The organism is Streptomyces sp. NPDC034085 (assembly GCF_055575555.1).
On sequence record NZ_JBVISL010000001.1, the window covers coordinates 165,139 to 187,113 of the forward strand.

At 72.0% G+C, this 21,975-nt stretch carries 16 protein-coding genes; 10 read left to right on the forward strand and 6 right to left on the reverse strand.

The window, feature by feature from the left end; all coding sequences use genetic code 11:
• Window positions 1–48: 48 nt before the first annotated feature.
• Window positions 49–1,566, reverse strand: coding sequence for a 30S ribosomal protein S1 (gene rpsA / locus ACZ501_RS00800; protein WP_361603129.1), 1,518 nt, complete (start codon window positions 1,564–1,566; stop codon window positions 49–51).
• A gap of 364 nt (window positions 1,567–1,930) precedes the next feature.
• Here rpsA and ACZ501_RS00805 point away from each other — a divergent pair, with 364 nt between their 5' ends.
• Entirely contained in the window at window positions 1,931–2,779 is an 849-nt protein-coding gene (locus ACZ501_RS00805; RefSeq protein WP_361603132.1) for a class I SAM-dependent methyltransferase, read from the forward strand.
• 4 nt (window positions 2,780–2,783) lie between these two features.
• Window positions 2,784–5,339 (forward strand): ATP-dependent helicase HrpB, encoded by a 2,556-nt coding sequence (gene hrpB, locus ACZ501_RS00810; RefSeq protein ID WP_468791495.1) that lies wholly within the window; start codon window positions 2,784–2,786, stop codon window positions 5,337–5,339.
• Here hrpB and pgfA read toward each other — a convergent pair.
• From pgfA to ACZ501_RS00825, 3 genes are all read right to left on the reverse strand, one after another.
• Window positions 5,329–6,303, reverse strand: coding sequence for a cell envelope lipid trafficking protein PgfA (gene pgfA, locus ACZ501_RS00815; protein ID WP_362464125.1), 975 nt, complete (start codon window positions 6,301–6,303; stop codon window positions 5,329–5,331). The genes hrpB and pgfA overlap by 11 nt on opposite strands.
• Window positions 6,304–6,314: 11 nt before the next feature.
• Window positions 6,315–6,458 carry an SPW_0924 family protein gene (locus ACZ501_RS00820; RefSeq protein WP_468791498.1) on the reverse strand — a complete coding sequence of 48 codons (144 nt, stop codon included), beginning with the start codon at window positions 6,456–6,458 and terminating at the stop codon, window positions 6,315–6,317.
• 96 nt (window positions 6,459–6,554) lie between these two features.
• Window positions 6,555–7,757: a lytic transglycosylase domain-containing protein gene (locus ACZ501_RS00825; protein ID WP_468791501.1), complete on the reverse strand. Its 1,203-nt coding sequence runs from the start codon at window positions 7,755–7,757 to the stop codon at window positions 6,555–6,557.
• A gap of 145 nt (window positions 7,758–7,902) precedes the next feature.
• On the opposite strand from ACZ501_RS00825, the gene ACZ501_RS00830 reads away from it, so the two are divergent.
• Complete coding sequence (locus tag ACZ501_RS00830; protein ID WP_468791504.1) at window positions 7,903–8,760, forward strand: DUF4184 family protein; 858 nt, start codon at window positions 7,903–7,905, stop codon at window positions 8,758–8,760.
• Between the two features lie 74 nt (window positions 8,761–8,834).
• On the opposite strand, the gene polA is transcribed toward ACZ501_RS00830, so the two are convergent.
• The gene (polA, locus tag ACZ501_RS00835) at window positions 8,835–11,558 is read right to left on the reverse strand and encodes a DNA polymerase I (protein WP_468791507.1); all 2,724 of its coding nucleotides are present in this window, start codon (window positions 11,556–11,558) and stop codon (window positions 8,835–8,837) included.
• A 112-nt stretch (window positions 11,559–11,670) separates the two neighbouring features.
• On the opposite strand from polA, the gene ACZ501_RS00840 reads away from it, so the two are divergent.
• The 7 genes from ACZ501_RS00840 to ACZ501_RS00870 all read left to right on the forward strand — a co-directional run bounded on the left by ACZ501_RS00840 (window position 11,671) and on the right by ACZ501_RS00870 (window position 21,189).
• Window positions 11,671–13,941, forward strand: a complete 2,271-nt coding sequence (locus tag ACZ501_RS00840) for an FdhF/YdeP family oxidoreductase (protein ID WP_361605853.1) — start codon at window positions 11,671–11,673, stop codon at window positions 13,939–13,941.
• A 51-nt stretch (window positions 13,942–13,992) separates the two neighbouring features.
• Window positions 13,993–14,454: a PaaI family thioesterase gene (locus tag ACZ501_RS00845; RefSeq protein ID WP_362464143.1), complete on the forward strand. Its 462-nt coding sequence runs from the start codon at window positions 13,993–13,995 to the stop codon at window positions 14,452–14,454.
• A 1,052-nt stretch (window positions 14,455–15,506) separates the two neighbouring features.
• Window positions 15,507–16,736, forward strand: coding sequence for a branched-chain amino acid ABC transporter substrate-binding protein (locus tag ACZ501_RS00850; protein ID WP_361611585.1), 1,230 nt, complete (start codon window positions 15,507–15,509; stop codon window positions 16,734–16,736).
• A gap of 108 nt (window positions 16,737–16,844) precedes the next feature.
• Window positions 16,845–17,774, forward strand: coding sequence for a branched-chain amino acid ABC transporter permease (locus ACZ501_RS00855; protein WP_362464145.1), 930 nt, complete (start codon window positions 16,845–16,847; stop codon window positions 17,772–17,774).
• A 5-nt stretch (window positions 17,775–17,779) separates the two neighbouring features.
• Entirely contained in the window at window positions 17,780–19,597 is a 1,818-nt protein-coding gene (locus ACZ501_RS00860) for a branched-chain amino acid ABC transporter permease (protein WP_361608086.1), read from the forward strand.
• Window positions 19,598–19,600: 3 nt separating this feature from the next.
• Entirely contained in the window at window positions 19,601–20,476 is an 876-nt protein-coding gene (locus ACZ501_RS00865; RefSeq protein WP_361608083.1) for an ABC transporter ATP-binding protein, read from the forward strand.
• A complete protein-coding gene (locus tag ACZ501_RS00870; protein ID WP_468791510.1) occupies window positions 20,473–21,189 on the forward strand; it encodes an ABC transporter ATP-binding protein in 717 nt (238 codons plus the stop codon). Before ACZ501_RS00865 ends, ACZ501_RS00870 begins: the two co-directional genes overlap by 4 nt.
• Window positions 21,190–21,260: 71 nt before the next feature.
• Here ACZ501_RS00870 and ACZ501_RS00875 read toward each other — a convergent pair whose 3' ends face one another.
• The gene (locus ACZ501_RS00875) at window positions 21,261–21,914 is read right to left on the reverse strand and encodes an ANTAR domain-containing response regulator (RefSeq protein WP_361608078.1); all 654 of its coding nucleotides are present in this window, start codon (window positions 21,912–21,914) and stop codon (window positions 21,261–21,263) included.
• Between the last annotated feature and the right edge of the window lie 61 nt (window positions 21,915–21,975).

Consider the following 21,975-nt stretch of genomic DNA (forward strand, 5'->3'; position numbering starts at 1 on the left):
TCGTCGTTCTGCTCAGCTCAGCTCACACCGGAGTGCGATGCGCTGCGATCAGCTCTGGCCGCCGGCCAGCTTCTCGCGGAGCGCGGCCAGGGCCTCGTCCGACGCCAGGGCGCCGGAGGTCTCGTCCGCACCCTCGGAGGAGTACGAACCGCCACCCGAGACGCCCGCACCGGCGTTGCCACCGGCGGCCGGGGCGGCAGCGCCCTCGGCGGCAGCGGCCTCGTCGGCCTCGCGGCTCTTGATGACCTGCGCCTGGTGCTGCTCGAAGCGGACCTGCGCCTCGGCGTACTGGCGCTCCCACGTCTCGCGCTGGGTCTCGTAGCCCTCGAGCCAGTCGTTGGTCTCGGGGTCGAAGCCCTCGGGGTAGATGTAGTTGCCCTGGTCGTCGTAGGACGCGGCCATGCCGTACAGGGTCGGGTCGAACTCGACCGACGCCGGGTCGGCACCGAAGGACTCGTTGGCCTGCTTCAGGGACAGCGAGATCCGGCGACGCTCGAGGTCGATGTCGATGACCTTGACGAAGATCTCGTCGTTGACCTGGACGACCTGCTCCGGGATCTCCACGTGGCGCTCGGCCAGCTCGGAGATGTGGACCAGACCCTCGATGCCCTCGTCCACGCGGACGAACGCACCGAACGGAACCAGCTTGGTGACCTTACCCGGGACGACCTGGCCGATCTGGTGGGTCCGGGCGAACTGCTGCCACGGGTCCTCCTGCGTCGCCTTCAGCGACAGGGAGACGCGCTCGCGGTCCATGTCCACGTCGAGGACCTCGACGGTGACTTCCTGACCGACCTCGACGACCTCGGACGGGTGGTCGATGTGCTTCCAGGACAGCTCGGAGACGTGCACGAGACCGTCGACGCCGCCCAGGTCCACGAAGGCACCGAAGTTGACGATCGAGGAGACGACGCCGGAGCGGACCTGACCCTTCTGCAGGGTGGTGAGGAACGTCTGGCGAACCTCGGACTGGGTCTGCTCGAGCCAGGCGCGGCGGGACAGGACCACGTTGTTGCGGTTCTTGTCCAGCTCGATGATCTTCGCCTCGAGCTCCTTGCCCACGTAGGGCTGGAGGTCGCGGACGCGGCGCATCTCGACGAGGGAGGCCGGCAGGAAGCCGCGGAGGCCGATGTCGAGGATGAGACCACCCTTGACGACCTCGATGACGGTACCGGTGACGATGCCGTCTTCTTCCTTGATCTTCTCGATCGTGCCCCAGGCACGCTCGTACTGAGCGCGCTTCTTGGACAGGATCAGGCGGCCTTCCTTGTCCTCCTTCTGGAGAACCAGGGCCTCGATCTCGTCGCCGACCTTGACGACCTCGTTCGGGTCGACGTCGTGCTTGATCGAGAGCTCGCGGCTCGGGATCACGCCTTCCGTCTTGTAACCGATGTCGAGGAGAACCTCGTCCCGGTCCACCTTGACGATGACGCCGTCGACGATGTCGCCGTCGTTGAAGTACTTGATCGTCTCGTCGATCGCCGCGAGGAACGCGTCCGCGTCGCCGATGTCGTTGACCGCTACCTGCGGAGGGGTGGTGGCGGTGGTCTCGGTGCTGCTCGTCATGTGGGAAAGGGCTCCGGTTACGGACAGAAAGTCGTAGGTACTGCTACGCCGGGAGCCCTTATCGGCATCTGCCGAAGCCGGACAGCCAAGGAAGCCCCGAATCCGCTGGAGCGGTAGGGCCTCGAAAACCGAGGGGACATCAACAGAAGCAAGCGCAGCCTGCTAGGTCTGAGGAGCACAGGCTCGCAGCGCAACTTGTAGCATACGGGGGCAGCCGGACAGGGTCAATGCGCGAAGGCGCACACCGCGGGCAGATCACCGCATAACCGGCGCAATTCGTGGGCGGGGACGCGGCGATGAGCGATCCGCAAACTTCCCACCAGCCGCATCTTCCAGCCATACGCAGACTACGACGACGGGCCCCATGAACCAAGAGGACTACGCCCCCGAAGACGCGCCCGGGACGGCCGGCGCCGCCGAGGAGGACGCCGAGGCCACGCGGCGTGACGCGGGCGAGGCGGAGAGCAGCCGCGCGAGCCGCGGCTGGTGGGACCGCAACGCCGACGAGTACCAGAGCGAGCACGGCGCGTTCCTGGGCGACGACCGCTTCGTCTGGGGGCCCGAGGGCCTCGACGAGGCGGACGCCGCGCTGCTGGGCCCGGCCGCCTCCCTCAAGGGCAAGGACGTCCTGGAGATCGGCGCCGGCGCCGCGCAGTGCTCGCGCTGGCTCGCCGCCCGGGGCGCCCGCCCGGTCGCCCTGGACCTCTCCCACCGCCAGCTCCAGCACGCCCTGCGTATCGGCGGCGACGTCCCGCTCGTGGAGGCCGACGCGGGGAGGCTGCCCTTCCGCGACGGCTCCTTCGACCTCGCCTGCTCCGCGTACGGGGCCGTCCCCTTCGTCGCCGACCCGGTGAACGTGATGCGGGAGGTGCACCGCGTCCTGCGGCCCGGCGGCCGCTGGGTCTTCTCCGTCACCCATCCGCTCCGCTGGGCGTTCCCCGACGAGCCGGGCCCCGAGGGGCTCTCGGTCTCCGCCTCCTACTTCGACCGGACGCCGTACGTCGAGCAGGACGAGCAGGGCCGCGCGGTGTACGTGGAGCACCACCGCACCCTCGGCGACCGGGTCCGGGACGTGGTCGCGGGCGGGTTCCGCCTGGTGGACCTGGTCGAGCCGGAGTGGCCCGCCTGGAACGCCCAGGAGTGGGGCGGCTGGTCCCCGCTGCGCGGCAACCTGATCCCCGGCACCGCGATCTTCGTGTGCGAGAGGGACTGATCCCTTGATCCGCCAGGCCTCCCTCGACGCCCTTCCCGTACGGGAGGCGGTGCCCCCGCTCGTTTCCGCGCTGGACGCCCACGGCACCGCGGTGCTCTGCGCGCCGCCCGGCACCGGCAAGACCACGCTGGTGCCGCTGGTGCTGGCCGGGCTGGTGGGCGGCGGGCCGCGGCGCCGGGTCGTGGTCGCCGAGCCGCGGCGGATCGCCGCCCGGGCGGCGGCGCGGCGGATGGCGTGGCTGCTGGGCGGGGCCATCGGCGGGGCGGTGGGCTTCACCGTGCGCGGCGAGCGGGCCGTGGGCCGGGACACGGTCGTGGAGGTGGTGACCACCGGGGTGCTGCTCCAGCGCCTCCAGCGCGACCAGGAGCTGGCCGGCGTCGACGTGGTGGTCCTGGACGAGTGCCACGAGCGGCACCTGGACGCCGACACCGTCGCCGCCTTCCTGCTGGACGTACGGGAGACCCTGCGCCCGGAGCTGCGCCTGGTGGCGGCTTCGGCGACGACCGACGCGGCCGGCTGGGCCCGGCTGCTGGGGGACGCGCCGGTGGTGGAGGCCGCCGGGGTGGCGCACCCGGTGGAGACGGTGTGGGCGCCGCCGGCCCGGCCGGTGCGGCCGCCGCACGGGATGCGGGTGGATCCGGCGCAGCTCGCGCACGTGGCCTCGGTGGTGCGCCGGGCCCTGGCGGAACGTTCCGGCGACGTGCTGTGCTTCCTGCCCGGCGTGGGCGAGATCGCCCGGGTCGCGGGGCAGCTGGCCGGGGTGGACGCGGAGGTGCTCCAGGTCCACGGCCGGGCTCCGGCGGCGGTGCAGGACGCGGCGCTGACCGCCTCGGCGCACCGCCGGGTGATCCTGTCCACCGCCGTCGCGGAGTCGAGCCTGACCGTGCCGGGGGTCCGCGTGGTCGTGGACTCCGGGCTGGCCCGCGAGCCCCGGGTGGACCACGCCCGGGGCCTGGGCGCGCTGGCGACCGTACGGGCCTCCCGCGCGGCCGGCCGACAGCGGGCGGGCCGGGCGGGACGTGAGGCGCCGGGGGCGGTGTACCGCTGCTGGTCCGAGGCGGAGGACGGGCGGCTGCCCGCCTTCCCCTCCCCCGAGATCCGGATCGCGGACCTGGCGCAGTTCGCGCTCCAGGCCGCCTGCTGGGGCGACCCGGACGCCGCCGGGCTGGCGCTGCTGGACGCGCCGCCCGCCGGGGCGATGGCCGCCGCCCGGGAGGTGCTGGTGGCCGTCGGCGCGGTGGACGGCGCCGGGCGGGCGACCCCGCGCGGGCTGCGGATGGCCCGGCTGGGGCTGCACCCGCGGCTGGCGCGGGCCCTGCTGGACGGCGCCGGGGCGCTGGGCGCGCGGCGGGCCGCGGAGGTGGTGGCGCTGCTGAGCGAGGAGCCGCCGCGGGAGTACGGGGACGACCTGGCCGCCGCGTGGCGCCGGGCGCGCCGCGGGGGCGACCCGTACGCCGGGCGCTGGCGCGCGGAGGCGTCCCGCCTGGAGCGCGCGCTGGGCTCCGCCGGTGGCGGGGCCGCTGCGCGGGACCTTACGGCCGGCGGCCGCGCCCCCGGCACCCCGGCGGCCGACGCCGCCATGGCCGATGACGCCGCCGCCGGGCTGGTCGCGGCCCTCGCGTTCCCCGAGCGGGTGGCCCGGGCCAAGGGCTCGGGGGCCTTCCTCATGGCCTCCGGGACGGCGGCCGAGCCGGCCGAAGGGTCCTCGCTGCGGCAGGCCGAGTGGCTGGCCGTGGCCGTCGCCGACCGGGCCCCGCACGCGGCGTCGGCACGGGTCCGGCTGGCCGCCGTCCTCGACGGGGACACCGCCCGCAGCGCCGGCGCGCACCTGCTGGCCTCCGGGGAGGAGGTCCGCTGGGAGGACGGGGACCTGGTGGCCCGCGCGGCCGAGCGGCTCGGGGCCATCGAGCTGGTGGCGCGCCCCCTGCGCGACCCCGCTCCGGCGCTCGTACGGGCCGCCCTGCTGGACGGGCTGCGCGCCGAGGGGCTCGGCCTGCTGCGCTGGTCCGCGGACGCGCGGGCGCTCCGGGCCCGGCTGGGCTTCCTGCACCGTACGCTCGGCGGCGCCTGGCCCGACGTGGCGGACGACGCGGCGCTGCTGGAGCGGGCCGACGACTGGCTGGAGCCCGAGCTGTCGCGGGCCCGCCGCCGGGCCGACCTGGGCCGGATCGACGCCGGGCAGGCGCTGAACCGGCTGCTGCCCTGGGCCACCGGCGAGGGCGCCCGGCTCGACGAGCTGGCCCCCGAACGGATCGAGGTCCCCAGCGGTTCCCGCGTCCGCGTCGACTACACGGCCGAGCAGCCGGTGCTCGCGGTGAAGCTCCAGGAGCTGTTCGGGCTGGCCGAGACCCCGCGCGTGGCGGGGGTGCCGGTGCTGGTCCACCTGCTGTCGCCGGCGGGCCGGCCCGCCGCCGTCACCGCCGACCTCGCCTCCTTCTGGCGCGGCGGCTACCGCGCCGTCCGCGCGGAGCTGCGCGGCCGCTACCCGAAGCACCCGTGGCCCGAGGACCCGGCCACCGCGGAGCCGACCCGGCACACCAACGCCCGGCTCAGGCGCTGACGCCCCCGTCGCGGGCCCGGCGCGCCCGGGCCTCCAGCCAGAGGGCGGCCGCGAGCAGCGCCGTACCGCCCAGCGCGAGGCCGGCCGGAGCGTACGTGTGCAGTGCGAGGACCTTCGTACGGTTGGCGGAGACCAGCGCGAGGGTGTGCCGCGCGTAGTCCTCGCGCATCGTGACGTGCCCGGCGAAGGCGGTGAGCCGCCCCTCCGGGGCCGCCGCCGCGATGCCGCCGCGCATCTCCTGGCGGATGTCCTGCTCGGCATTGACGGGGGCGCCGGTCACGGGGTCGACCCAGAACCGGGCCGTGACCGTGTACCAGAGGGTGGTGCCGGTGCTCTGCTCGATGGTGGCCGGGTCGATGCCCTCGATCGGCATCTTCTTCGGCATGGGGACCTTGGTCCAGGGGACGGTCTGCTCGAAGTAGTAGACGTCCATGCCCCGGTAGGTGCGCGGTCCGACGTAGTGGATCGGCGAGGCGGTGCGGGTCTGCGCGTCGAAGTAGAGGTAGTCGCGCGGCTCGGTGAAGAAGGGCCACTTGAACTCGATGCCCTCGCGCCTGACCGGGTCCCCGTCGACCATCTCGCCGGTGGCGTGCACCGGGTCCTGGGTGTGGGCGTCGAAGATGTAGCGCTCGGGGATCCGGGAGACCATCTTGCCGTCCGGCCCGATGATGTAGGAGAGCGTGTCCCAGACGACGACGTCCTTGCCGGCGTCGGCCTCGATCTCCCTCGACGCCTCGACGTTGCCCTTGAGGGTCTGGACGATGGTCACCTTGTCGACCTTCTTGGGCTGCATGCCACCGGCGTAGTCGAGGAGGGTCGCGTCCCGGGCCTCCAGGACCATCTCCTGGTACTGGCCCGGCGGGACCTTGGCGAGCCTGGGGTACGCGTACCAGCGCAGCAGCGGTGCGAGGGCTGCGCAGAACACGGCCAGGGCAAGCAGCACGAGGCTCGCTCTGCGTCGCACGGCCGGCCTCCTTACTGCTGTCCGGGCGCGGCGGGCGCGGTGGTGAGCAGCGGCCTCGGCGAGGTCCTGCCCTCCGGCACCCCGGCGGCCGTCACGGTGAGGACGAGGGCCAGCGCGGCGGCCAGCCCGATGGCGGCGGCGACGAGTGCGCGCATGGCGGCGCCTCCCGGATCTGATGGGTCGTCAGGGAGGCGTACCGTAGCAACGCGCCGGTGAGATGAGAACCGTCTGGGCCCGGCCGGCAGCGGGCGTCAGGGGGCCGGGGTGGGGCTCGGCACGGGCAGGGCCGGGGCCGACGACGGGGTGGCCTTCGGCGTGGGGGTGGCGGTCGGCGTGGGTTTCGGGGTGGGCGTGGGCGTGGGAGTCGGCTTCGGCGTGGGAGTCGGCGTCGGCGTCGGCGTGGGAGTCGGCGTCGGCGTGGGTGTGGGCGTCGGCTTCGGGGTGGGCGTCGGCGTGGGTGTCGGCTTCGGCGACGGCGTGGGTGTCGGCGTCGGCGTCGGCGACGGTGTGGATGTCGGCGTCGGCTTCGGAGTGGGCTTCGGGTCCGACGGGCGGCCCGCCGGGGCCGCCGGGCCCGTACCGGCGCCGCTGCCACCCGCGTCCGGGACCTCGTGCGCCCCCTGGAGGTAGTACGCGAACCAGGACCGCACCGTCCGCAGGTACTCCGCGGACTGGTTGTACGACAACACGGCCCGGTCCAGGTCCGCCCCCGCCCGCAGGTCCCGGCCGCCCGCGCACAGGTAGCGTCCGGCCGCCAGGGCCGCGTCGTGGATGTTGTTCGGGTCGCGCCGGCCGTCGCCGTTCGCGTCCTGGCCCCACGCCGCCCAGGTGGACGGGATGAACTGCATCGGCCCGACGGCCCGGTCGTAGCGGGCGTCGCCGTCGAAGGCGCCGCCGTCCGTGTCGGAGATGTTCGCGAAGCCGTTGCCGTCGAGCACGGGCCCCAGGATGGGCCGGAGGGTCGTCCCGGCCGCGTCCACCTGCCCGCTGCGCGCCTGGCCCGACTCGACCTTGCCGATCGCCGCGAGCAGCTGCCAGCGCAGCCCGCACCCCGGGTCGTTCTCCCTCAGCCGCTGCTCGGCCGCCCGGTACGCCGCGAGGACGCTCGCCGGTATGCCCTGCGCGCCCTCCACCACGGGCGGGACCGCCGCGGGCACCACGGCCGGCGAAGGCGACGGCACGGCCGCTGGCTCCGCTCCGGCGGGCTGCCCTTCCGGCAGGACGGCGGCCGGCGGTTCGGGGCTCACCAGCGGCGGCAGTTCGGTGAAGTAGGCGGAGTCCCCGCCCGGGGTCGCGGCCTGCGGCTGCGCGGCCCCCTCACCGGCCGCCTCCATCCGCTGCGGACCGGCGCCCGCCGGAGCCTGAGAGGCCGTCATGGCGGCGGCCACCAGTGCCGAGACCAGGGCCGCGGCCGCTCCCCTGCGCAGCCCGCGCCCGAATATTCGTGCCGACATGAGCGGACCCCTCCCCTAGACGTCCGCGTGACCCTACGTCAACTCACTGCACACGGCACGCACTGCGGCCCGGTATTCACCACATCCCCACGTCCCTGCGCAGCTCACGCATACTGTCCGGACGCCGACAGCACAAGGAGACGCCGTGCCGTTCACTCTCAGCCACGCGGCCGCCGTACTTCCGGCCATACGGCGGACGGGGCGGGCCCGCGGGCCGCTGGTCGCCTCGGCGCTCGTGCTGGGTTCGTTCGCACCGGACACCTTCTACTTCGCCGACGCGGTCGTGCAGGGCGTCATGGGCTACGGCTCCTTCACGCACTCCCTGCCGGGCGTGGCCACCGCGGACGCCGCCCTGACGGCGCTCCTCGCAGCGTGCTGGCTGCTGCTGCGCGAGCCGCTGGTCGCGCTGCTGCCCCGCCGCCGGCAGGGCGCGGTGTACGCCTTCGTCCGGGGCGAGCACTGGCGGACGCGGCGGCCGTGGCGGCTGGCGCTCTGGTTCTACCTGTCGGCGGTCGCCGGCTCGCTCACGCACGTGGTGTGGGACAGCTTCACGCACCTGGACCGCTGGGGGACGAACGCGCTGCCGTGGCTCGGTGATCCCCTCGCCTTCGGCCTGCCCCTCTACTCCTACGTCCAGTACGGCTCCTCGGCGGTGGCCGCCTGCGCGCTGCTTTGGTTCACGGTGAGCGCCCTGCGGCGGCGGCCGGCCGCGCCCGCGCCCGCCGCGGTGCCGGTGCTGGGCCGCGCGGAGCGGTGGGGCGCCGCGGCCCTGATCGGCGGGTGCGCGGCGGTCGGGGCCACCGTGCGCGTGCTGCGCTTCTTCACCTTCTACGACCGGATCCGCACCCCGCTCGACATCATCCCGACCGTCTGCTTCGGCGCGGGCGGCGGCGTCACCGTCGGACTGCTGCTGTACGGGGCCCTCGTGCGGCTGCGCCACCGCCAGGACCGGGACCGCCCCCGCCCGGACCGGGACGCGCGCCCGCGGGTGCCCGCCGCCTAGCCCGGCGCGCACACCGGGGCCCGCCGCCTAGGGCGGCGCGCACGCGCGGGCGCCCGGGCACACCGCGTACGGCGTCAGTGCGCGGCGGACTCCCAGTCGCCGCCGACGCCCACGGAGACGTCCAGCGGGGCCCGCAGCTCGACGGCCGCGCCCATTTCCCGGCGCACCAGCTCCTCGACCCGCTCCCGCTCGCCGGGGGCGATCTCCAGCACGATCTCGTCGTGGAGCTGGAGCAGCATCCGCGACGACAGCCCGGCCTCGGCGAGGGCCTTGTCCACGCGCAGCATGGCGACCTTGACGATGTCGGCGGCGGTGCCCTGGATCGGGGCGTTCAGCGCCATCCGCTCGGCGGCCTCGCGGCGCTGGCGGTTGTCGCTGTTCAGGTCGGGCAGGTAGCGGCGGCGGCCGAAGACCGTCGCCGTGTAGCCGGTGGCGCGGGCCTCGTCGACGACGCGGCGCAGGTAGTCGCGCACGCCGCCGAACCGCTCGAAGTACGTCTCCATCAGCCCGCGCGCCTCCGCCGGCTCGATGTTCAGCTGCTGGGAGAGGCCGAACGCGGACAGCCCGTACGCCAGCCCGTACGACATCGCCTTGATCTTGCGGCGCATCTCGGCGTCGACCTGGTCGCGCTCCACGCCGAACACCTGGGAGGCGACGGTGGTGTGCAGGTCCTCACCGGACGCGAACGCCTCGATCAGGCCCTCGTCCTCGGAGAGGTGGGCCATGACGCGCAGCTCGATCTGGCTGTAGTCGGCCGTCATCAGGGACTCGTAGCCCTCGCCGACGACGAAACCGCGGCGGATGGCGCGGCCCTCGTCGGTGCGCACCGGCACGTTCTGCAGGTTGGGATCGGTGGAGGACAGCCGGCCGGTCGCGGCGACGGTCTGGCTGAAGCTGGTGTGCACCCGGCCGTCGGCGGCGATCGCCTTGACCAGCCCCTCGACGGTCACCCGCAGCTTGGCCTGCTCCCGGTGCCGCAGCATGATCACCGGCAGTTCGTGGTCGGTCTGCGTGGCCAGCCAGGCCAGCGCGTCCGCGTCCGTGGTGTAGCCGGTCTTCGTCTTCTTCGTCTTCGGCAGGTCCAGCTCGCCGAAGAACACCTCCTGGAGCTGCTTGGGCGAGCCGAGGTTGAACTCGTGGCCGACGGCCGCGTGCGCCTCCTTCACCGCCTGCTGCACGGCGCCCGCGAACTGCTGCTCCATGCCCTCCAGGTGGTCCCGGTCGGCGGCGATGCCCGCCCGCTCCAGCCGGGCCAGCAGCTCGGAGGTGGGCAGCTCCATCTCGTGGAGCAGCTCCACCGCGCCGACCTCGGGCAGCTTCGCCGCGAAGGCGTCGCCGAGGTCCAGGACGGCGCGGGCCTGCGCCATCAGCGCGTCCGCCTCGGCGCTCTCGTCGGCGCCGAAGGCCAGCTGGCCGTCGGCGGCCGGGGGCTGGAGCTCTCGGCCCAGGTACTCCACGGACAGCACGTCCAGCGCGAAGGAGCGCCGGCCCGGCTTGACGAGGTAGGCGGCGAGCGCGGTGTCCATGGTGACGCCCGCCAGCGTCCAGCCGTGCTCGGGGAAGACCCGCATCAGGCCCTTGGCGTTGTGCACGACCTTGGGGCGCGAGGCGTCGGCGGCCCAGGCGGCGAAGGCCCGCTCGTCGGCCTCGTCCAGCTCGGCCGGCTCGAACCAGGCGGCCGCGCCGTCCGCCGAGGCCAGCGCGATCTCGCTGACGCTGCCCGCGCCCAGCATCCAGCTGTCGACGGTGGACACACCGAGCGGGCCGCCCGCGTGCGCCTCCAGCCACGGTACGAGCCCGCCCGCGCCCAGCACCGACCCGTCCAGCTCCACACCGGCCGCCGGTGCCGGGGCCTGCACGGCCTCGGCCGCACCCGGGTCCACGGCCAGCAGCCGCTCGCGCAGCGAGGCGTTGCGGATCTCCAGCACGTCCAGCACCCCGGTGACGGCGCTCCGGTCGTAGGGGGCGCGCGCCAGGTCTGAGGGCGCGAGCGGCAGCTCCACGTCCTTGACCATCTCGGTCAGGACCCGATTGAGCTTCACGGACTCCAGGTGGTCGCGGAAGTTCTGCCCGGCCTTGCCCTTGACCTCCTCGGCCCGCTCCACCAGCTGCGCGAACGACCCGAACTGGGTGATCCACTTCGCGGCGGTCTTCTCCCCGACCCCCGGGATGCCGGGCAGGTTGTCCGACGGGTCGCCGCGCAGCGCCGCGAAGTCCGGGTACTGCTGCGGGGTGAGCCCGTACTTCTCCTCGACCTTCTGCGGCGTGAAGCGGGTCAGCTCGGACACGCCCTTCGTCGGGTACAGCACCGTGGTGTGCTCGGAGACCAGCTGGAAGGAGTCCCGGTCACCGGTGACGATCAGCACCTCGAAGCCGGCGGCCTCCGCCTGCGTCGCCAGCGTCGCGATCACGTCGTCGGCCTCGAAGCCGTCGACCGCGAACCGCGGCACCTTCATCGCGTCGAGCAGCTCGCCGATCAGCTCGACCTGCCCCTTGAACTCGTCGGGCGTCTTCGAACGGTTCGCCTTGTACTCGGGAAACTCCGTCGTGCGCCACGTCTTGCGGGACACGTCGAACGCCACCGCGAAGTGCGTGGGCGCCTCGTCGCGCAGCGTGTTCGCCAGCATCGACGCGAAGCCGTAGATGGCGTTGGTGGGCTGCCCCGTCGCCGTCGTGAAGTTCTCCGCGGGCAGCGCGAAGAACGCCCGGTAGGCCAGGGAGTGCCCGTCCATGAGCATCAGGCGGGGGCGGTCCGCTGCGGTCGGCTGGTCGGTCTTCTTCGATGCTGTCTCTGCCACGCCCCCGATCCTAGGCGCCCCCACCGACAAACCCGACGCGGGCGACGGAGGCGATGTCCGCCGGGCGTGACAGGATCGGATGCGTACGCGAAACCGCTCGAAGGGGAGCTCCATGGCCACCAAGCCGCCCGCAGGTGATCCGGTCCAGGACGCGCCGCGCATCGGACCCCCTCAGCACGCCGCCGCGGGCCTGCCCGCCATCGCGCACACCCTGAAGGCCGCCCGGGAGCAGATGGGCCTGCGCCGCACCGCGCAGACCCTCCTCAAGGTCAACCAGAAGGACGGCTTCGACTGCCCCGGCTGCGCCTGGCCCGAGGGCGACGACCGGCACACCGCGGAGTTCTGCGAGAACGGCGCCAAGGCCGTCGCCGAGGAGGCGACGCTGCGCCGGGTCACCCCGGACTTCTTCGCCGCCCACCCGGTGTCCGAGCTCGCCGCCCGCAGCGGCTACTGGCTCGGCCAGCAGGGCCGCATCACCCAGCCCGTGTACCTGCCCGAGGGCGCCGACCGGTACGAGCCGGTCAGCTGGAACCAGGCCTTCACGATCATCGCGGAGGAGCTGAAGGCCCTCTCCTCCCCCGACGAGGCCCTCTTCTACACCTCCGGCCGCACCAGCAACGAGGCCGCGTTCCTCTTCCAGCTCTTCGCCCGCGAGTTCGGCACCAACAACCTGCCGGACTGCTCCAACATGTGCCACGAGTCCTCCGGCTCCGCGCTGAACGAGACCATCGGCATCGGCAAGGGCAGCGTCTCCCTCGAAGACCTCCACCAGGCCGACCTGATCATCGTCGCCGGGCAGAACCCGGGCACGAACCACCCCCGCATGCTCTCCGCCCTGGAGAAGGCCAAGCAGGCCGGCGCGAAGATCATCTCGGTGAACCCGCTGCCCGAGGCCGGCATGGAACGGTTCAAGAACCCCCAGACCCCCCTCGGCATGCTCAAGGGCACCGCCCTCAACGACCTCTTCCTCCAGATCCGCATCGGCGGCGACCAGGCCCTCTTCCGCCTCCTCAACAAGCTCGTGATCGAGACGGAGGGCGCCCTCGACGAGGCCTTCATCCGCGAGCACACCCACGGCTTCGAAGCCCTCGCGGCCGCCGCCCGGGACACGGACTGGGACGAGACCCTCACCGCCACCGGCCTGACCCGCCCCGAGATCGAACGCGCCCTGGCCATGGTCCTGGCCTCGAAGCGCACCATCGTCTGCTGGGCCATGGGCCTCACCCAGCACAAGCACTCCGTCGCCACCATCCGCGAGGTCGTCAACCTCCTCCTGCTGCGCGGCGACATCGGCCGCCCCGGCGCCGGCGTCTGCCCCGTCCGCGGCCACTCCAACGTCCAGGGCGACCGCACCATGGGGATCTTCGAACGCCCCGCCCCCGCCTTCCTCGACGCCCTCGACGCGGAATTCGGCATCACCTCGCCCCGCGAGCACGGCTACGACGTGGTCCGCTCCATCGAGGCACTGCGCGACGGCAAGGCCAAGGTCCTCTTCGCCATGGGCGGCAACTTCGTCGCCGCCACCCCCGACACCGACGTCACCGAAGCCGCGATCCGCCGCGCCTCCCTCACCGTCCACGTCTCCACCAAGCTCAACCGCTCCCACGCGGTCACCGGCCGGCGCGCGCTGATCCTGCCCACCCTCGGCCGCACCGACAAGGACGTCCAGGCGGCCGGCCGCCAGTTCGTCACCGTCGAGGACTCCATGGGCATGGTCCACGCCTCCCGCGGCAACCTCGCCCCCGCCTCCCCCCACCTGCTCTCGGAACCCGCCATCGTCGCCCGGCTCGCCCGCGCCGTCCTCGGCACGGCCTCGGCGACCCCCTGGGAGGAGTTCGAGAAGGACTACGGGGCCATCCGCGACCGCATCGCCCGCGTCGTGCCCGGCTTCGAGGACTTCAACGCCCGCGCGGCCCGTCCCGGCGGCTTCCGGCTGCCCCACGCCCCCCGCGACGAACGCCGCTTCCCCACGAAGACCGGCAAGGCCAACTTCACCGCCGCCCCCGTCGAGTACCCGCACCTGCCGCCCGGCCGGCTGCTCCTGCAGACCCTGCGCAGCCACGACCAGTACAACACCACCATCTACGGCCTCGACGACCGCTACCGCGGCATCACCGGCGGCCGCCGCATCGTCATGGTGAACCCCGAGGACGCCGCCGCGCTCGGCCTCGCCGACGGCTCGTACACCGACCTCGTCGGCGAGTGGAAGGACGGCGTCGAACGGCGCGCCCCCGGCTTCCGCGTCGTCCACTACCCCACCGCCCGCGGCTGCGCCGCCGCCTACTACCCCGAGACCAACGTCCTGGTCCCCCTCGGCTCCACCGCCGACACCAGCAACACCCCCGCCAGCAAGTCCGTCGTCGTGCGCTTCGAACCGGCCTGATAGAACGAGCCCACACACTGGTTAACGATCGTTGACGAACGGAGCAGGCCCATGGGCGCCGAGCAGCACGCCGTGAAGTTCCCCCAGGAAGTCCTCGACGAGTACGCCTCCCAGGGCATAGACCTGCCCGCCCTGTTCTCGGCGGGCGCCCTCGGCGAGCGCATGGAGATCCGCATCCTGGAGGCCTCGGCCGAACGCGTCGTCGCCACCATGCCCGTCAAGGGCAACACCCAGCCCTACGGACTCCTGCACGGCGGCGCCTCCGCCGTCCTCGCCGAGACCCTGGGCTCGGTCGGCGCCATGATGCACGGCGGCATCAAGAAGATCGCCGTCGGCGTCGACCTCAACTGCACCCACCACCGGGGCGTGCGCGAGGGCCAGGTCACCGGCGTCGCCACCCCCGTCCACCGCGGCCGCTCCACCGCCACCTACGACGTCGTCATCTCCGACGAGCACGACCGCCGCGTCTGCACCGCCCGCCTCACCTGCCTGCTGCGCGACACGGACTCTTAACACCCCGTCCCGCACGAGGCGTTGTGCGGGCCCCGGCGCCGGTCTAGCGTTCCCCGCATGGGATCCGGACCGGCGCCGCGGCACACCACCGCCGCCCCCACGGCAACGCGCCCGCGGTGACCGGCGCCGGCATCGGCCCGGTGGAGCCCGGGGAGGGCACGCGGGACAGCCAGGCCCCGCGCACGGGGCCCCGTATGCCCGGGGCCCGGCGAACCGCCCGGATCCGCGGCTTCTACGCCCGCCACCGCAGGGCCGTCCTCTGCGCGGCGGCGGCCGCGGTGCTGGCCGCGGGCGCCGCCCGGGTGTATTCGACGCGGCCCGCCCCGCCCGTGGCGCAGCCCCCGCCCGCCCCCTCCCAGGCCCTGTCGCTCACGTACGGGGACCCGGTCGAGCCGCCCGCGGGAGCCGCCTTCGCCTTCACTGTCCGTGTGCGGACCGGGTGGGGGCCAGCCGTCACCGTGGAGCGGATCGGGCAGCCGTCGCGGGCGCTCGGCGTCACGATCCGGCCACCGCTGCCCGCCACGGTCCGGGCGGGAGAAGTCCGCGAGCTCCTCGTCCTCATTCAGGCAAAAGACTGCGTGCATGTAGCACGGAATTCCGGGCTGCCCTTTTTGGACGTGACCCTGAGTAATGGATTCCAGAAAGAGGATCACAGTTACATCCCCGGTGACCGATATGCGCGAGATCTTTCCGTGGCCCTGACCAGGGCCTGTCCCGTAGATCGAGACGCGCCCTCCGCCGGACCGTCATGACCAAAGACCCCCAGAGTCCTGGCATGACAGGACTCAAACCCCACCACGGTCCTGCCGGGTCTCACCATGCGGACAAGACGAACCGGCCTGAATTCCCCCGTTCCACCCGCACCCATCCGCTATGTATTACGCCGTGGCTATAACAAGAGAGTCACATCATTGGCCTCAGCCCTCCATATCCCCCGAAGAGCCGCCTAGAGTCACGGCCAGTTACCGCGACCGCCGGATTTCCTCAGTTCGGTTCCCCGCGTTCGACTCGACGCGTCCCACGGGGGACGCGGCGCCAGGAAAGGACTGATCGTGCGTTCTCGTCAGCTCATCGCCGTGACCGCCGCCCTCGCCGCGGGCGCCCTCACTCTCACCGCCTGCGGATCCCGCGACGACAAGGGCGGAGCCGCCGACGCCGGCGGCACCACGGTCGTCATCGGCGTCGACGCCCCGCTGACGGGCGACCTCTCCGCCCTCGGCCTCGGCATCAAGAACTCCGCCGACCTCGCCGCCAAGCAGGCCAACGACAAGAAGTACGTCAAGGGCGTCACCTTCAAGATCGAAGCCCTCGACGACCAGGCCCAGGCCTCCTCCGGCCAGCAGAACGCCACCAAGCTCACGGCCAACAAGGACGTCCTCGGCGTCGTCGGCCCGCTGAACTCCTCCGTCTCCGAAGCCATGCAGAAGGTCTTCGACGACGCCAAGCTGGCCCAGATCTCCCCGGCCAACACCAGCCCGTCCCTGACCCAGGGCCCCAAGTGGGCCGAAGGCCAGAAGACCCGCACCTACAAGAGCTACTTCCGCACCGCCACCACGGACGCCATCCAGGGCCCGTACGCGGCGCAGTACCTCTTCAACAAGGCGGGCAAGAAGAAGGTCTTCATCATCGACGACAAGAAGACCTACGGCGCCGGCCTCGCCGGAACCTTCAAGGGCGAGTTCACCAAGCTCGGCGGCCAGGTCGCCGGCGAGGGCCACATCGACCCCGAGTCCAAGGACTTCTCCGCCATCGTCACCCAGGTGAAGTCCTCGGGCGCCGACGTCGTCTACTACGGCGGCGAGTACCCGGCGGCCGGCCCGCTCAGCAAGCAGATCAAGGCCTCCGGCACCAACATCCCGCTCGTCGGCGGCGACGGCATGAAGGACAAGAAGTACGTCGAGCTCGCCGGCGACAGCGCCCAGGGCGACCTCTGCACCTCCGTCGGCGCCCCCGTCGAGAGCCTGGCCTCCGCCAAGGACTTCGTCGACAACTACAAGAAGGCCGGCTACAAGGACGACTACTCCGCCTACGGCGGCTACTCGTACGACTCCGCCTGGGCCGTCATCGAGGCCGTCAAGAAGGTCGTCGACGCCAACAACGGCAAGCTCCCCTCCGACGCCCGCGCCAAGGTCCTCGAGGCCGTCCAGGGCGTCTCCTTCGAAGGCGTGACCGGCAAGGTCTCCTTCGACGAGTTCGGCGACGCCACCAACAAGCAGCTCACCGTCTACAAGGTCGACGGCGACGACTTCAAGACCGTCGAGTCCGGCACCCTCGCCGGCTGACCTCCCACCGGCTGAACCCCCACCCCTCACCCCTCACCTGCCGCGCGGGGCGCGCACCATTGCGCCCCGCGCGGTGTCACATCCGTCGAAAGACTCGGAGGACCTGCGGTGCACGAACTGCCGCAACAGCTGGTCAACGGCCTGCTACTGGGATCCATGTACGGGCTCGTCGCCATCGGCTACACGATGGTCTATGGCATCGTCCAGCTCATCAACTTCGCCCACGGCGAGATCTTCATGACCGGCGGGTTCGGAGCCCTCACGGTCTGGCTGATGCTCCCCGGCGGCACCACCATGTGGATCGCACTGCCGCTCATGATCATCGGCGCCGTCATCGTCGCCACGCTCATAGCCGTCGGCGCCGAACGCTTCGCCTACCGGCCCCTGCGCAGCGCCCCCCGCCTCGCCCCGCTCATCACCGCCATCGGCCTCTCCATCGTCCTCCAGCAGGTCGTATGGGCCTGGTTCCCCGACGCGAAGTCCTCCGTAAAGTTCCCCGAGCTCCCCGGCGGCCCCTTCCACCTCGGCAGCATCACCATCCAGACCGGTGACGTCTTCCTCCTGATCGCCGCCCCCCTCTCCATGGCCTTCCTCGGCTTCTTCGTCAAGAAGACCCGCACCGGCCGCGGCATGCAGGCCACCGCCCAGGACCCCGACACCGCCAAGCTCATGGGCATCAACACCGACCGCATCATCACGGTCGCCTTCGCCCTCGGCGCCACCTTCGCCGCCGTCGGAGCCGTCGCCTACGGCCTCAAGTACGGCGAAGTCAACTACCGCATGGGCTTCATCCTCGGCCTCAAGGCCTTCACCGCAGCCGTCCTCGGCGGCATCGGCAACATCTACGGCGCCATGATCGGCGGCATCGTCCTCGGCCTCGCCGAAACCCTGACCACCGCCTACATCGCCGACGTACCGGGCATGCAGCAGCTCGGCGGCCAGTCCTGGGGCAACACCTGGGCGTTCGTACTCCTCATCCTCGTGCTCCTCTTCCGGCCCCAGGGCCTGATGGGCGAGCGCGTGGCGGACAGGGCGTGAGAACCATGACGACCACCACCACAGACACCACGCCGCAGACGGCGACCACCGGCCGGACGGGAATCTCCTTCCCCGAGAAGACCGCCCGCGCCCTCGCCACCGCCGGCGGCGCCCTCACGGTCATCTCCTGCTTCCTCGCCTGGACCTGGACCTCCGCCTTCCCCGGCGACCTCACCGTCTACGGATACCCCGGCGGCCTCCAGTGGCTCGTCCTCATCGGCGGCGCCCTCACCACGCTCTTCGGCCTCAGCTCCTACGGCATCAAGGGCCTGCGCTGGATCGCCCCCGCCGGAACCGACGCCGCGATCAAGCTCTGCGCCCTCGGCACCCTCCTCACCGTCGCCTACACGGTCTGGGCGATCAGCAACACCCTCGGCGGCCTCGTCAACCTCGAGCCGGGCGGCTTCGTCGCCCTCGCCACCGCGCTCGCCGCCTACCTCGGCGCCCGCTCCCTCCCCTTCGAACGGCCCGCCACCGAACTCGCGGACCCCGAAGACACCTGGTGGGAGCAGACCAAGCACAACATCGGCAACAGCTGGGCCGTCACCAAGGCCGCCCACGCCGGCGGCACCGCCAAGCCGGCCCGCGCCCTCCCGGCCTACGCCGAGATCCTCCTCATCACCGCCGTCCTCGCCGTCGCCCTCGGCATCTTCACCTACGGCGTCACCACCCCCTACCAGGAACTCTTCCTGGGCTTCCTGATCACCGCCGGCTTCGGCTTCACCGCCCTCAACAAGGCCGGCCTGGTGGCCCGCTTCACCGCACTCACCACCAAGCACCGCAACGTCGCCCTCGTCGGCGCCTTCGTCGCGGCCGCAGCCTTCCCCCTCACCCAGACCGACGACCAGTACGCGACCCTCGGCGTCAACATCCTCATCTTCGCCACCGTCGCCCTCGGCCTGAACATCGTCGTCGGCCTCACCGGCCTCCTCGACCTCGGCTACGTCGCCTTCCTCGGCGTCGGCGCCTACACCGCGGCCCTGGTCTCCGGCTCCCCCAACTCCCCCTTCGGCGTGCACCTGCCCTTCTGGGCCGCACTCCTCGTCGGCGCCCTCGCCTCCATGGTCTTCGGCGTCCTCATCGGAGCCCCCACCCTGCGCCTGCGCGGCGACTACCTCGCCATCGTCACCCTCGGCTTCGGAGAGATCTTCCGCATCTCGATGAACAACCTCGACGGCGTCAGCGGCCCCGACCTCACCAACGGCCCCAACGGCGTCGCCGGCATCCCCAACGTCGACCTCTTCGGGTTCGACTTCGGCGCCAGCCACACCATCGCCGGATTCACCGTCGGCCGCTTCGCCAACTACTTCCTGCTGATGCTCCTGGTCACCCTCATCGTGATCATGGTCTTCCGCCGCAGCGCCGAATCCCGCATCGGCCGCGCCTGGGTCGCCATCCGCGAAGACGAAACCGCCGCCGAAGCCATGGGCATCAACGGCTTCCGCGTCAAGCTCATCGCCTTCGCCCTCGGCGCCACCCTCGCCGGCCTCGCCGGCGCCGTACAGGCCCACGTGAACTACACCGTCACCCCGGACCAGTACGTCTTCGCCAACGCCGTCCCCCCGAACTCCGCCTTCCTCCTCGCGGCAGTCGTACTCGGCGGCATGGGCACCATCTCCGGCCCCCTCGTCGGCGGCGCCCTCCTCTTCATGATCCCCAACAAGCTCCAGTTCCTGGGCGAGTACCAGCTCCTCGTCTTCGGCATCGCGCTCGTCATCCTGATGCGCCTGCGCCCCGAAGGCCTCATCCCCAACCGGCGCAACCAGCTCGAACTCCACCAGGACCTCGAAGCGCCCACAGTCCTCGGCAAGGCAGGGGCCTGATCCATGACCACCACCACGACCGAAACGGCAACCGCCGAGACCGTCCTCGACGCACGAGGCGTCACCATGCGCTTCGGCGGCCTCACCGCCGTCAAGAACGTCGACCTGACCGTCCGCAGCGGCGAGATCGTCGGCCTCATCGGCCCCAACGGCGCCGGCAAGACCACCTTCTTCAACTGCCTCACCGGCCTCTACATCCCCACCGAGGGCGAAGTCCGGTACAAGGGCACGGTCCTGCCCCCCAAGTCCTTCAAGGTCACGGCCGCCGGCATCGCCCGCACCTTCCAGAACATCCGTCTCTTCAACAACATGACGGTCCTGGAAAACGTCCTCGTCGGACGCCACACCCGCACCAAAGAAGGTCTCTGGTCCGCCCTCCTGCGCCTCCCCAGCTTCGGCCGGGAAGAGCAGGCCAGCCGCGAGCGCGCCATGGAGCTGCTCGAGTTCATCGGCCTCGACCACAAGGCCGAACACCTCGCCCGCAACCTCCCCTACGGCGAACAGCGCAAGCTCGAGATCGCCCGCGCCCTCGCCAGCGACCCCGGCCTCATCCTCCTGGACGAGCCCACCGCCGGCATGAACCCGCAGGAGACCCGGGCCGCCGAAGAGCTCATCTTCGCCATCCGGGACAAGGGCATCGCCGTCCTCGTCATCGAGCACGACATGCGCTTCATCTTCAACCTCTGCGACCGCGTCGCCTGCCTCGTCCAGGGCGAAAAGCTCATCGAAGGCACCGCCACCGAGGTCCAGAGCGACGAACGCGTCGTCGCCGCCTACCTCGGCGAGCCCTTCGAAGGCGCCCCCGGCGCCGAAGAAGTCGCCGAAGTCGAGGCCGCCGAGGCGCACAGCACCACCAGCACGGACGGAGAGGCCAAGTGACCGCACTCCTGGAGGTCGAGGACCTCCGCGTCGCCTACGGCAAGATCGAGGCCGTCAAGGGCATCTCCTTCACCGTCAACGAGGGCGAGATCGTCACCCTCATCGGGACCAACGGCGCCGGCAAGACCACCACCCTGCGCACCCTGTCCGGACTGATCAAGCCCAAGGGCGGCCAGATCAAGTTCCAGGGCAAGTCCCTCAAGAAGGTCCCCGCCCACCACATCGTCTCGCTCGGACTCGCCCACTCCCCCGAGGGGCGGCACATCTTCCCGCGCATGACGATCGAGGACAACCTCCTCCTCGGCGCCTTCCTCCGCAGCGACAAGGAAGGCATCCAGAAGGACGTCCAGCGCGCCTACGACCTCTTCCCCATCCTGGGAGAGCGCCGCAAGCAGGCCGCCGGCACCCTCTCCGGCGGCGAACAGCAGATGCTCGCCATGGGCCGCGCGCTCATGTCGCAGCCGAAGCTGCTCATGCTCGACGAGCCGTCCATGGGCCTCTCGCCGCTCATGATGCAGAAGATCATGGCGACGATCGCCGAGCTCAAGGCCGCCGGCACCACGATCCTGCTGGTCGAGCAGAACGCCCAGGCCGCGCTGTCGCTCGCCGACACGGGCCACGTCATGGAGATCGGCAAGGTCGTCCTGTCCGGCCCCGGCCGCGAGCTCCTCGTCAACGAGGACGTCCGCAAGGCCTACCTCGGCGAGGACTGACCCCGCCCGCCCCATGAAGCCGTGAGGCCCGTCTCCCCTCGGGGGGAGACGGGCCTCACGCGTACCGCGCCCTACTTGCCGGCGTTCTGCTTCTTCTCCTCGGCGTCCTCGATGACCGCCTCGGCGACCTGCTGCATGGACATGCGGCGGTCCATGGAGGTCTTCTGGATCCAGCGGAACGCCGCCGGCTCGGTCAGCCCGTACTGGGTCTGCAGGATGCTCTTGGCCCGGTCGACCAGCTTGCGGGTCTCCAGGCGCGCGGACAGGTCCGCGACCTCCTTCTCCAGCGCCTTCAGCTCCGCGAAGCGGGACACGGCCATCTCGATCGCCGGGACGACGTCGCTCTTGCTGAACGGCTTCACCAGGTACGCCATGGCCCCGGCGTCCCGGGCCCGCTCGACGAGGTCGCGCTGCGAGAAGGCGGTGAGCATGAGGACGGGGGCGATGGACTCCCCCGCGATCTTCTCGGCGGCGGAGATGCCGTCGAGCACCGGCATCTTCACGTCGAGGATCACCAGGTCGGGCCGGTGCTCGCGCGCCAGCTCGACGGCGGTCTGCCCGTCCCCGGCCTCGCCGACGACGGAGTAGCCCTCCTCTTCGAGCATCTCTTTCAGGTCGAGACGGATGAGCGCCTCGTCCTCGGCGATGACGACGCGGGTCGTCAGCGGCGGAACGTGCGACTGGTCGGCGTCGGGCGTGGGCGTCGACTCGTGCTCGGCGGTCACGGAGGCTCCTCTTTGCGGGGCTGTGCTGCTTGGATGAGCCTACCTAGCAGCGGCGCCGCAT